At 73.6% G+C, this 13228-nt stretch carries 5 protein-coding genes; all 5 read right to left on the reverse strand.

Annotation, left to right across the window (positions count from 1 at the left end):
• Window positions 1-3405: type I polyketide synthase (locus ADY01_RS10715; RefSeq protein ID WP_049569721.1), on the reverse strand; the 3405-nt coding region annotated here is incomplete at its 3' end.
• 300 nt (window positions 3406-3705) lie between these two features.
• Window positions 3706-6576, reverse strand: a complete 2871-nt coding sequence (locus ADY01_RS10720) for a helix-turn-helix transcriptional regulator (RefSeq protein WP_234320169.1) — start codon at window positions 6574-6576, stop codon at window positions 3706-3708.
• 375 nt (window positions 6577-6951) lie between these two features.
• A complete protein-coding gene (locus tag ADY01_RS10725) occupies window positions 6952-11262 on the reverse strand; it encodes an SDR family NAD(P)-dependent oxidoreductase (protein WP_049569725.1) in 4311 nt (1436 codons plus the stop codon).
• Between the two features lie 348 nt (window positions 11263-11610).
• Window positions 11611-12111, reverse strand: coding sequence for a hypothetical protein (locus ADY01_RS36860; protein ID WP_159001111.1), 501 nt, complete (start codon window positions 12109-12111; stop codon window positions 11611-11613).
• Between the two features lie 329 nt (window positions 12112-12440).
• Window positions 12441-12917, reverse strand: a complete 477-nt coding sequence (locus tag ADY01_RS10735; RefSeq protein WP_324612907.1) for an ATP-binding protein — start codon at window positions 12915-12917, stop codon at window positions 12441-12443.
• Window positions 12918-13228 lie beyond the last annotated feature (311 nt).

Genomic DNA, 13228 nt, shown 5'->3' on the forward strand with positions numbered 1-13228 from the left:
GTGCAGCGCCGCGTCGAGCAGCGCGGGGTGGAGGCCGAATCCGCCGGGGTCGGTGCCGTCGGGGAGGGCCACCTCGGCGAAGACCTCGTCACCGCGCCGCCACAGGGCGCGCAGGCCGAGGAAGGACGGGCCGTAGGCGAGGCCGATCTCGGCGAGTTCGGCGTAGCAGTGGGTGAGGTCGACGGGGTCGGCGCCGGGCGGGGGCCACTGCGTCAGGTCGGCGCCCGGCCGGGTGCCGGTGGACGGGGCGAGGACGCCGGAGACGTTCTCCACCCAGGGCGCGTCGTCCTGGCCGTCGGGGCGGGAGTGCACCCCGATGGGCCGGCGGCCGGTCTCGTCCGGCTCTCCGACGATGACCTGAAGCTGCCTGCCGCCGCGTTCCGGCAGGATCAGCGGGGTCCGGAAGGTGAGTTCCTCGACCGTGTCGCAGCCGACCTCGTCGGCGGCGCGGATGGCCAGGTCGGCGAACGCGGTCCCCGGCAGCACGACGGCCTCGCCCACGAGGTGGTCGGCCACCCATGGCTGGGTCGACGCCGCGAGGCGGCCGGTGAGCACCACGCCCCTGCCGTCGGCCAGGGTGACCGTGGCGCCGAGCAGCGGGTGGCCGGGTCCGGCCGCGCCGAGCGCGGCGGCGTCGGTGCCCGCGGCCCGGGGGCGCACCCAGTAACGCCGGTGCTGGAACGCGTAGGTGGGGAGGTCGACCCGGGATCCGCCGGCACAGACGGCGCGCCAGTCGACGTCGGCTCCGGCCACCCAGATCCGGGCCACGCCCTCGACGGCGGTCTCCGGCTCGGGGCGGTCCTTGCTCCGCAGGACGCCGACCACCATGTCCTCGGGGGCGTCGAGGGATTCGGCGGCGAGGCCGGCGAGCGTGCCGTCGGGGCCGATCTCCAGCGCGTGGCGTACGCCCTCGGCCTCGAAGACCCGGACCGCGTCGGCGAACCGCACCCCCTCGCGCACATGCCGGACCCAGTAGTCCGCCGACGCCAGGTCCGTGGCGGTGGCCCGCCGGCCGGTGAGCGTGGAGACGACGGACAGGGCGGGCTTGTGGAACGTCAGCCCCTCCACCACGGAGCGGAACTCCGCGAGCATCGGGTCCATCAACGGCGAGTGGAACGCGTGGCTCACCCGCAGCCGCCGCGTCCGGATCCCCTGGGCGGAGAAGTGAGCGGCGATCTCCGCCACCGCCTCCTCCGCGCCCGACACCACCGTCGACTCCGGCCCGTTCACCGCCGCGATCCCGACCAGATCGGAACGGCCCGCGCACAGCGTGGCGACGTCCGCCTCCGGGGCGGCGACGGCCACCATCGCGCCGCCCTCCGGCAGCCCTTGCATCAACCGGCCCCGCGCCACCACCAGCAGGCACGCGTCACGCAGCGAGAGGATCCCCGCCACGTGCGCGAGGGCGATCTCCCCGACCGAGTGGCCCGCGACCATGTCGGGGCGCACGCCCCAGGAGGTGACCAGCCGGTACAGGGCGACCTCGAAGGCGAACAGGGCGGGCTGCGCCCACTCCGTCCGGTGCAGCCTCTCCTCGTCCTCGCCGAGGACCACCTCGCTGAGCGGGCCGGGCAACAACGGATCCAGAACCGCGGTCACCTCGTCCCACGCCTGCGCGAACACCGGGAAGGCGGCGCGGAGTGCACGTCCCATGCCGAGGCGCTGAGCGCCCTGGCCCGCGAAGAGCAGGCCCACCCTGCCGCCCTCGCGGGCCGCGCCGCTGATCACGCCGGGGGCCTCGGCTCCGGCGCCGAGGGAGTCCAGCCCGGCCAGCAGGCTCTTCCTGGAGCCGCCGACCACGACCGCGCGGTGGGCGAGAGGTGCCCTGGTCGCGGCCAGCGACCAGCCGATGTCCAGGGGTCCGGCCGCGTCGCCCGGCCCCTCCGCGAACGCGCGCAGGCGTTCGGCCTGGTCGCGGAGCGCCTCGGACCGGCCGCCGGACAGCACCCAGGGAACGGCGGGCGTCCCGGGGGCCGCGGTCTCCGCCTCCCCCTCCGCCGGGGCGTCCTCGGGCAGCGGCGGCTCCTCCAGGATCAGGTGGGCGTTGGTGCCGCTGATGCCGAACGAGGAGACTCCGGCGCGCCGGGCCGCGTCGCCGCGCGGCCAGGGCCGGGCCTCGGTGAGCAGGGTGACGTCGCTCGTGGACCAGTCGACGTGCGGGCTGGGCCGGTCGACGTGCAGGGTCCTCGGCAGGATGCCGTGGCGCAGCGCCATCACCATCTTGATGACCCCGGCCACACCGGCGGCGGCCTGGGCGTGGCCGATGTTCGACTTCACCGTCCCGAGCCACAGCGGGCGCCCGGCCGGGCGGTCCCGGCCGTAGGTGGCGATCAGCGCCTGGGCCTCGATCGGGTCGCCCAGCCGGGTGCCGGTGCCGTGCGCCTCGACGACGTCCACGTCCTGGCCGGTCAGCCGGGCGTCGGCGAGGGCGCGGCGGATGACCTGCTCCTGGGCCTCGTCGTTCGGGGCGGTGAGGCCGTTGCTCGCGCCGTCCTGGTTGATCGCCGAGCCGCGAATGACGGCCAGGACCTCGTGGCCGTTGCGGCGGGCGTCGGAGAGGCGCTCCAGCAGGATCATGCCGACGCCCTCGGCGGGGCCGAAGCCGTCCGCGCCTTCGGCGAACGCCTTGCACCGGCCGTCGGCGGCGAGGCCCTGCTGGCGGCTCAGGTCCACGATCCAGTTGGGCGCGGACATGATGGTGACGCCGCCGGCCAGGGCGAGGGAGCACTCGCGGTCGCGGAGGGCGCGGGCGGCGAGGTGCAGCGCGACGAGGGAGGAGGAGCAGGCGGTGTCCACGGTCACGGCGGGGCCGCGCAGGCCGAAGGTGTAGGCGATGCGGCCGGACATCACGCTGGTGGTGTTGCCGACGGCGAGGTAGCCCTCCAGGTCCTCGGCCGTCGAGTCCCCGAACCTGGGCGCGTACTCCTGGGGCGCCGCGCCGACGAAGACGCCAATGTCGTCGCCGCGCAGTGAGGTGGGGGGCAGCCCGGCGCGTTCCAGGACTTCCCAGGAGGTCTCCAGCAGCACCCGCTGCTGCGGGTCCATCGCCAGCGCCTCGCGCGGCGCGATCCCGAACAGCTCGGCGTCGAACTCGGCCGCCCCGGCGAGGAACCCGCCGGCCCGCACGTAGCTCGTCCCGGGGGTCAGGGGGTCGGGGTCGTAGAGCGCCTCCAGATCCCAGCCGCGGTCCCCGGGGATCTCCGCGATGCCTTCCTCGCCGTCGGCGACCAGCCGCCACAGTTCCTCGGGCGAGGACACCCCGCCCGGGTAGCGGCAGGCCATGGCCACCACCGCGACCGGCTCCTGTGCCCTGGCCTCCGCCTCGTTCAGGCGCTGGCGGGTCTGGCGCAGGTCGGCCGTGACGCGCTTGAGGTAGTCACGAAGCTTCTCTTCGTTGGCAGACATCGGAAATCCACTTTTCACAAGGAAGTTGAATGGGGGTCACGGCGACGTGCCCAGCGGTCAGCGCCCGGGTGGATGTCTGCGGTCTCCTCGCGCTCCCCCGCGCTTCCTGCACTCCGATTCTGCGACCAGGGGGCCGCCCGTGCTCTGGGGACTGACCCCAGGCGGGACCCTAGGTCTGCCCCGGTCCCGGACTTTTCGCCGGTCAGGCGTGGTTGACAGCCGCCCGCGGACCCCCGGCGCCCCGGGCGCCCCGGGGTCGGTCCCGGGGCCCCCGGGGAGCGGCCCCGGGGCCCCGGGTGGTCAGCGAACGGCGTACTCACCGGCCAGGGCTCCCGCCAGCTCCCCGCGCGAGGTGATGCCGAGCTTCCGGTAGGCCCGGTTCAGATGCCACTCGACCGTCTTGATGGTCACGAACAGCGAGCGCGCTATGTCCCGGTTGCTCTGGCCCTTGGCCGCCAGCACGGCGACGCGGCGCTCCTGGGCGGTGAGGCCGTCCACGCCCGTGGCCTTGGTGATCCTCACCCGCACGCCCATGGCCGCGAGCTCGGCCCTGGCCGACTTCGCCAGCGCCCAGGCCCCGCAGTTCTCGGCCCGTTCCATGCCCCTGGTCAGCTCGGCCCTCGCCTGCTCCAGGCGCCCCTCCAGGCGCAGGGCGGCGCCCAGGTCGACGGAGGCCGCGGCGCGGTCCAGCCGGGCCTCGGTGCCGACGAGAACGTCCACCGACTCGCGGAGGAGGGCGACGGCCCGCGACCCCGAGGAGACCAGGCCGCAGACCCGGAGGGCGCCGGCGATCATCCGGGGGGCGCCGAAGGCGCGCGCCTTCTGAAGGCGCGCGTCGGCCAGTGCGCGGACCTCGTCGGTGTGCCCGGCCCTGGCCCGGATGAGCGCGGACTCGATGGCGAGGGCCAGCGTCGGATGGCGCAGCAGGCGGCCCTCCAGGAGCCGCCGCCCGCTCTCCAGCACGGCGACGGCGTCGTCGGTCCTGCTCTGCGCGGCGTACAGCCGCCCCTGGGCGAGGGTGAGGGGGACGTGGGGCAGCGTGGCCAGGGTGCCGTCGGTCCCCTCCTGGTCGTACTGGTCGAGCAGGAGGCGCGCCTCGGCGAGCTCCTGGCGGGCCGTCAGCACCTCCGCGAGGGCGGCGACGGCGTAGGCGGTCTCGCCGGTCGCGCGCCCCGGGGTCGCCCGGTCCAGGACGAGCCGCGCGTCGGCCTCCGCCTCGGTCAGCCGGCCGGACGCGACCCGGACCCAGGCGCGCAGGCCGTGCCCCGCGTCGGCGGCCAGCGCGGCGCCCCGCTCCGCCGCCCCCTCCACCAGGAGCGTGAGGAGCCGGTCCGCCTCGCTCATGCGGTCGCACTGCGTCAGAACGAAGGTGGCCAGGCGCCACGGGTAGACGGTGGCGTCGTGGATGGGCAGGGTGACGCCCTCGGCGAAGGTCTCCTTCAGCATGTCGTCGGCCAGCGCCATCACGGTTCGGGCCGACTCGCCACGGCGCAGGGCCTCGGCGGCGCGTTCGACGGCGAGGAGGTGGCCGAGGCCGCGGTGGACCGGCTCGGCCGCCTCGATGCGGCGCAGCTGGGCGCGGGCGGCGGCGCCCAGGCCCGGGGTCTGGCGCGCGGTGGACAGCAACGCGGCGTCCAGGAGCGCGGCGTGGTCCGCGTCCCCCGCGTGAGCGGTCTCCGCCCGCAGCGTCTCCAGCAGGGCGGCGGCCTCCTCGTTGCGGGCCGCGGCGGTGAGCGCCGCGACGAGGTCGAGGCCGACCCGGCCGCGCACCACGGGGTCCTCGACGAGGTCGACGGCCTGGGCCAGGTGGTCGAGCCCCTCCGGGAGCCGGCACCGCAGCTCGGCCGTGCCGAGGTCGACCAGCAGGCCCGGCAGGACCTCACGCGTCGGGGGTTCCCGCAGGGCGCGCGTGAGGTAGGTGACCGCGAGCGCGTCCCGCCGCTCGGCGACGGCCTTGCCGGCCGCCTCGCGCAGCACGGCGACGGTCCCGGGGTCGCCGGCGGCGGAGGCGCGCAGGAGGTGCCCCGCGATGTCCTCCACGGGCGCGTCGGCTTCCGCCAGCACTTGGGCGGCGCGGGCGTGCGCGAGGTTCCGGGCGCTGACGCCGAGGTTGTGGTAGATGGCGGCCCGGACGATCGAGTGGACGAAACGGGGCGGAACGTCGGGACGCAGCAGCCCGGCGTCGGCCAGCGCGCCCTGGGCGCCGGGAACGGCGCGCTGGTCGAGCCCGGCGGTCTCGGCGGCGTGCTTGAGGTCGGCCTCGGGCCCGAGCACCGCCATGGCCTCGACGAGCGCCACGGCGGTCGCGGGAAGCCGTTCGAGCCGGCGCAGCACCAGGTGCACGACCTTGGGCGGGGTCAGCTCCGCCACCTGGGCCGGGGTGAGGTGCCGCTGTTCGAGCTCGGCCGCCGCCACCTCACCGACCAGCTCGCTCAGCAGGAAGGGGACGCCCCCGGTCGCCGCGTGGCAGACGGCCGCGTAGCGGGTGGCCGCCGCGGGGTCGAGCACCGCGGCCAGGTGGTCGTGCACGCCCCCGGCGCTGAGAGGGCGCGGCTGGAGCACCTGCGCCACGGGGTTGGCTGTGATGGCGCGGATGATCTCGCCGCGGTGATCGCTCTCGACCGGATCCGTGCCGATCGCCAGCAGGATCGGGCGGTCCTCCAGGCGGGCGGCGAGGTAGTGCAGGAAGCGGAGCGAGGGGCCGTCGACGAATTCCACGTCGTCGATCAGCAGGGCCAGCGGCGCCATCCCGGCCAGGTGGACGCACATCCAGTAGAGGCCGTAGAGGCAGGAGTACTGCCCGGCGCCCTCGCCGCCACGCAGCGCGCCCCGGGCGCCGTAGTCGAAGAGGGGGGCGGCGAGCTCGGCGGGCCCGCTCAGGACCCGGTCGCGTGCCTGGGGTGAGAGAGAGGCGAGCCGGTTCTCGAAGAGCTGGCGCACGACGCCGTAGGGGAAGTCGCTTTCGAGCTCGACGCCGCGGGCCTGGAGAACGGTGAACCCCTTGCCCGACGCCCGGTGGCGCAGGGCGGCGAGCAGCGAGCTCTTGCCCAGGCCGGGAGCGCCCTCGATGACCAGAAGGTGGCCCTGTTCGCTCTGGCAGTCCTCGATCGCGACGTCGATCGCCGCCAGTTCCCGATCGCGTTCGAACAGAAAAATGTCATGAGTACGCAAAACGACTCCCCCGGTTCCGTGCGTTCGATGGCTGCCGCGGCGGGTGACCGCCCCTCGTCGGGGGTGCCGCTCGCCGTGCCCGTCGGGCAGACGTCGTCACCTCCGGGTCGGCTCGCCGCCCCCGGGGCCTCACCGCGCCGAGTCGACGCGCGGATCGCCCGGGGGGTGTCCCGGGGTGCCCGGTGCCTCGTTGTCGATTCTGGGCACGGGCGGACGCGCGACACCCCGGAGGCACCCCTGGCACGCACCCCAGACATGCGGACGTCGGCACGGAAAAGCGCAGGCGGGGCGGGGTGTGCGGAGGCGAAACGCCGTCGTAACCCCGGGGTTACGCCCCCGGGGGTTCCGCGGGGGCGTCGGGCGGTGCGGGGGTGCTCACTCGATTCCCAGCTCCTTGTCGATGAGCGCGAACATCTCGTCGTCCGTCGCGGTGGCGAGCTCCTCGCCCGGGTCGGCGGCGCCGGCCTCCGCGGCGGGGCCTTCGAGGTCACCGAGCAGGGCCCGGAGCCGTTCGGCGACGGGGCCGCGGTCCGCCGCGTCCCCACCCCAGCCGGCCAGCGTGGCGCGCAGCCGGTCGAGGTCGTTCAGCACGGCCGTGGCCGAGGCCGCCGCCCGGTCGGGGAAGAGGTCGGAGTCCAGCCGCTCGACGAGCTGGGCCGGGGTGGGGTGGCGGAAGACGACCGTGCTGGGGAGCCGCAGACCGGTCGACACGTTGACGCGGTTGCGCAGTTCCACGGCGGTGAGCGAGTCGAATCCGGCCTCGCGGAAGGGCTGACCGGGATCGATGTCCTCCGCGGTGCCGTGCCGCAGCACGGCCGCCGCGTGGGAGCGCACCAGATCGAGCAGAGCCCGCCGCCGCTCCTCGGGGTCGGCGCCGGCGAGCCGCGTGGCCAGGGTGTCCTCGCCCCGGCCGCCGCCGTGGCCCGCCCCGGGTTCCACGCGCCGCCGGACGGGGCCGACCAGTCCGCGCAGCACGGCGGGAAGCTGACCTGCCGCCGCCTGGTCACGCAGCCCTTCCACGTCGAGCCGGGCCGTCACCAGGTGCGGGCCGCCCTCCGCGATCGCCTCGTCGAACAGCGCCAGCCCCTCCGCCGCCTCCAGCGGCGCGATGCCGGTGCTGGACAGGCGCCCCACGTCCTGGGTGTCCAGGTGTCCCGTCATGCCGCTGGCGTTCTTCCACAGGCCCCAGGCCAGTGAGATGGCCGGCAGCCCGCGGGCCCGGCGCCCGCGGGCGAGGGCGTCGAGAGCCGCGTTGGCCGCGGCGTAGTTGGCCTGTCCCGTGGTGCCGAGGACGCCGGCCACGGAGGAGTAGAGGACGAACGCGTCGAGATCCAGGTCGGCGGTCAGCTCGTCCAGCAGGGCGGCGGCCTGCGTCTTGGCCCGCAGCACGCGTTCGACCTGCTCCGGGCGCATGGCCTCGACGGTGGCGTCGTCCAGCAGCCCGGCCGCGTGGATCACGGCGCCGAGCGGCCGGTCCTGCTGGACGCCCTTGAGCAGCGAGACCAGGGACTCGCGGTCGGCGGCGTCGCAGGCGACGACGTCGGCCCGGGCCCCGAGCTCGGCCAGCTCGGCCGCGAGTCCGGCGGCGCCCTCGGCGTCGGGCCCCCGACGGCTGGTCAGCAGCAGGTGGCGAACGCCGTGTTCGACGACCAGGTGGCGGGCCAGGAGACCGCCCAGGGTGCCCGTTCCGCCGGTGATGAGCACGGTGCGGTCCGGGTGCCAGGGGCGGCGGGTGGTCAGGACCAGCTTCCCGAGGTGGCGGGCGCCCTGGAGGGCGGCGAACGCCTCGGGAGCCGACTCGATGGGCCAGCTGCTGATCAGCGGGGGCCGGAAGCTGCCGTCGGCGAAGTGGCCGTCGAGCCGGCGCAACGCCGTGCGCACGCGGTCGGGAGCCTCGGACATCAGGTCGAAGTACTGGTAGCGCACGCCCGGGTGCCCGGTGGCGACGGTGTCCGCGTCCCTGACGTCGGTCTTGCCCATCTCGACGAACCGGCCGCCGCGGGGCAGCAGGTCGAGGGAGGCGTCGGTGAACTCGCCGCCGAGGGTGTTCATCACCAGGTCCACGCCCGCGCCGCCGGTCGTGGCCAGGAACCGCTCGCGGAAGCCGAGGTCGCGGCTGGAGGCGATGTGGTCCTCGTCCAGCCCGAGCGCCCGCAGCAGGTGCTGCTTGGCCGGGCTGGCGGTGGCGAAGATCTCGGCGCCGACGTGCTTGGCCACCTGGAGCGCGGCGAGGCCCAGTCCACCGGTCGCGGCGTGGATCAGGACCCGGTCGCCCCGGGAGAGCCTGGCGGTGTCCACCAGTCCCATCCACGCGGTGAGGAACGCGACCGGGACGGACGCCCCCTGCTCGAAGGTCCAGCCGTCCGGCAGGAGCGTCAGGGTGCGGGCGTCGGCGACGGCGACCGGCCCCATGGCCTCCGGCAGCAGGCCCATCACGCGATCGCCTGCACGCAGGCCCGTGACGCCCCGCCCCACCTCGGTGACGGTGCCCGAGCCTTCGAGGCCCACGCCTTCGAGCCCCGGCACCATCTCCAGGGCGACCACCACGTCGCGGAAGTTCAGCCCGGCGGCTCCGACGGCGACGCGCACATGTCCGTCCGGCAGCGGGGCTCCGGCCCGCGCGGAGGGCAGCGCGGCGATGCCGTCCACCCCGGTGCCGGGACCGGTGACGCCGAGGTGCCAGGGGCCCTCGGGCGGGGTGAGGACCCGTCGGGTGGCGCGGGCCAGCCGCGGGACGGTCATCCGCTCGCCGTGCACCCGGATCTCGGGCTCGTCGGTCGCCGCGGCGGCGGCACTGGACGCGAACGTCGGGTCGTCCACCGCGTGGACCAGCGTGAACCGGCCCGGGTGCTCGTTCTGCGCGGTGCGCACCAGGCCGGCGACGGCCGCCTGGGCGGGGTCGTCCCCGGTGAGGGCGAAGACCAGCCGGGAGGCGGAGAAACGCTCGTCGGCGAGCCACTCGCGCACCAGCGCGAGGGCGTCGTTGACGGCCAGGGACACGCCGCGACCGCCGAAGACGGGCGCCACGACGGTGGCCGGCGGCGGCGAGGGCACCCCGGCCAGGTCGATCGCCTCGGTGCCCAGGACCCGCCAGGTGCCGACGGCGGACTCGGGCGCCGGGGCCGCGGCCGTGCCCCAGTCGACCCGGTAGAGCCCGTCCACGTGGCTGCGGGCCACCCCCTGCGAGGGGGCCTCCCGCAGGGTGAGCGACTCGATCGCGGCCGTCGTCCGGCCGGAGGTGTCGGTCAGCCGGACGGCGAAGGAGTCCGGCCCGCTGGGCGCGATGTGCACCCGGCCGGCGGCGGCCCCCTCGGCGTGGACCTCGACGCCGGAGAAGGTGAACGGCAGCGCCAGCCCGGCGGAGTCGCCGTCCGGGGAGCCGAGCAGCGTGCCGTGCAGGCAGGCGTCGAGGAGCGCCGGGTGCAGCCCGTAGTCCCCGGCCCCGGCCTCGTGCTCCATGGGGAGCGCGACCTCGGCGAAGACCTCGTCGCCGAGCCGCCACGCGGCGTTCAGCCCCCGGAAGGCCGGCCCGTACTCGTACCCGCGGGCCGCGAGCCGGGGATACAGCTCGGCGGTGTCGATCGGCTGGGCTCCGGCCGGCGGCCAACTGCCCTGCGTGACGGCGGACTCGGGCGCCTGGGCGGACGTCAGCACGCCGGTGGCGTGACACGTCCACGGCTCGTCCTCGGCGGCCGAGGGCCGGGAGTGCGCGGTGAAGGTGTGACGCCCGTCGGGCGCGTCCGGGTCCTGGGGGCCGCCCACCGCGATCTGGAGCCGCACGGAACCCCGTTCCGGTATGCGCAGCGGGGCCTGGAGGGTCATCTCCTCCAGCCGCCCGCGGCCCACGGCCGCCCCGGCGCGGAGGGCGAGTTCGACGAACGCGGCGCCGGGGAGCAGCGCGGTGCCGGTGACGGCGTGGTCGGCGAGCCAGGGGGCGGCGGCCTTCGACAGGGTGGCGACCAGCATCGCGCCCTCGCCGTCGGCCAGCGGGACCACCGTCTCGGCGAGCGGGTGGTCGCGCGTCTCCTTCCCTGCGGCCGGGGCGGTCATCCAGTAGCGCCGGCGCTGGAAGGCGTAGGTCGGCAGGTCCACCTGGCGTGCGCCGGGGTGGACGGCGGACCAGTCGATGGTCCCGCCGTGGGTGTACACGGTGGCGAGGGAGGTGAGGAACCGGTCGGCCCCGCCGTCGTCACGGCGCAGGGTGCCGACCGCGGCCAGCTCGGCGCCGGCGTTCTCCTGGAGGGCCATGGCGAGTACGGGGTGGGGGCTGGTCTCGATGAACAGGCCATGACCCTGGTCGATCAGGGAACGAGCCGCGCCCGCGAACTCCACCGTCGACCGCAGATTCGTATACCAATACCCCCCATCCAACTCAGGACCCGCCACCGGCTCCCCCGTCACCGTCGACAACAACGGCACCCGGCACACACCCGGCCGCACCCCCGACAACGCCTCCAGCAACTCCTCACGCACCCCCTCCACCTGAGCCGAATGCGACGCATAATCCACCGCCACACGCCGCACCCGCACCCCCTCCACCTCCAACACACCCACCAGCTCACCCACCACACCCGCATCCCCCGACACCACCGTCGACTCCGGCCCATTCACCGCCGCCACCGACACCCCAACCCACTCACCCAACCGCCCCGACACCACATCCACCGGCAACCCCTTCGTCGCCATCACCGCAATCGATCTCGGTAAAGCCCCCCTCGGGAACGGTCACACGACAACCGCCCGTCTCATACACCCGCTCCCCCCTGCCCGAGTCTCCGGCACCCGCGGCCAACCTGGACACCGCCGAACGCCCCCGAGGCACCGCCTCCGAGGCCAATCCGCCCGGAGTACGCTCACCGACCCCCTGGCCCTTTGCCCCAGGCCGCCCCCGCGTCGAAGCAACGACCTCGCACCTGCCTTCCGAACAGCGGACTCCGGGCCCCCATTCGTCAGCCACCGCCTGGTCTGTCAGCCCCGTCCCACCCCAAACGAGAGCGGCTACCACGGCGACGGAGACCCGTCCGTCTCGCGGTCTCAGCACGTCGCTCTCTCATGCAAGACGAGATCAGCCACCAGCCACCCGTCCGAGCGGAGCTGCACCATGGCATCGACCCAACGGTGCGAGCCGGGCACATCATCAACGAGTTGACCGGAGCTGTCGTACATCAACCAGTCGCTGCTATCCATACAGTCGCGGAGCTCACGATGCTCGGCAGACGACTCAACGATCTCAACATCGTGCTTCGGAGCACCCTTGGCGACATGACCGTCCGCCGCGTGTCCCTCAGTCACAAATTTCAGCAACGCAAGGGCGTCGTCAGTGGCGTGATCATCGAGACGCGGATGGTCCACGTCCGAAGTCCACGAAGCGGCCGCAGCGTCCTCCCACATGGCCAAGTACGCAGCTACCGCGCCATCCTCGCCAGACGGAGGCGGACTCGCGGACTCAGGCATGCCGATGTCGTCCGCCGAACTCTCGCTGATGTCAGAACCGTCACTGCACCCCATGACCAGGGCCAGGGCCAAAGCGGCCACCACCGAATGAAACCTCCCACGCACGACGCAGCCCCCCACTATCACCCTCGCCATCGCTTACGGTGTCCAATCATGCACCAGAAGCGACCACTCGTGAGTGCCGATTACCCCGGACAGAGTAGACATCCAACAGATGCGCGACTCCGCTCCGCAGGACCCATTGCACACGGGAGAGATGCCGCACGGCCGCGAGGGGAATCCGGAGGTGGGCGATCCTGGCGGCGTCATTGTCGAAGGCCAAGGACCGTTGAGGCGAACCCTACCTGCACCGCTTCGTTGGGGGGACGCCATCACCGCCTAGGGCTGTCGAGGATATCTTCATACCCTCATCAGAGCAGCGAGACAGCAAACCACACCGTCTTCTCCGTTTCCTCGACTCGAACTCCCCAGGCACCTTGCGACACTGTGTGCACGATGTTCAGGCCACGACCGCGCTCTGACAATTCGGGACCGAGCCTCGCCGGGTCGAACTCACGGGCGCGCGCGACCTTTTCCTCGAATTGGGTCAGATTCGGCATCTTCGAGTCGTGGTCGACGATTTCGAAGACCAGCTTTCCAGTCCCGCGTCGTACGCGAAGCTCGTAGGGGCCACATGCGTGCTCAGCAGCATTAGCCATGAGCTCTGACGCGGCCATGACTACGTCCATCGCCACATCGGGCGACAGGTCGTTCTCGCTGACGACTCGAGCAAGGGAGACGCGAGCGTGGAACAGAGCGTCGGGCGTGAATTCATGCCAACAGCAGAGTAGCTGGCACTGACTACCGGGTGGCCGGGTCACCGGACATCTCCGCGCACGGCGTGACACGCCTGCGGCTCAACTTCTCGACCACACCAAGGGGCGGGGCGACAGAACAATCCCCGTCTATGGAAGAGCGGAAGAGCGGAAGCTTCCTGAATGGCGGCAATCGGATCAGCGAACGAGGGGAGTCGTACCATGATTCCTCCGTCATCGAGTGATGCAGAACCAGGACATCACCACCTCGCCGAAGAGCGGAACCCGATATCCCGAAGCACCTACAACCAACCGGAAATGGAAATTCGGACCAGAATGGAGCCAATGAATACTGGTTAATTTCCGAAAATGGCTTGAAAGATGCCGTGCCGCTCAGATTTCCG

The organism is Streptomyces sp. SBT349, from assembly GCF_001083795.1.
GTDB lineage: Bacteria > Actinomycetota > Actinomycetes > Streptomycetales > Streptomycetaceae > Streptomyces.

Bases quoted from the DNA above. Each gene is read 5' to 3' on its own strand.
- ADY01_RS10725 (WP_049569725.1), bottom strand. From the start codon at position 11,262: ATGGCGACGAAGGGGTTGCCGGTGGATGTGGTGTCGGGGCGGTTGGGT.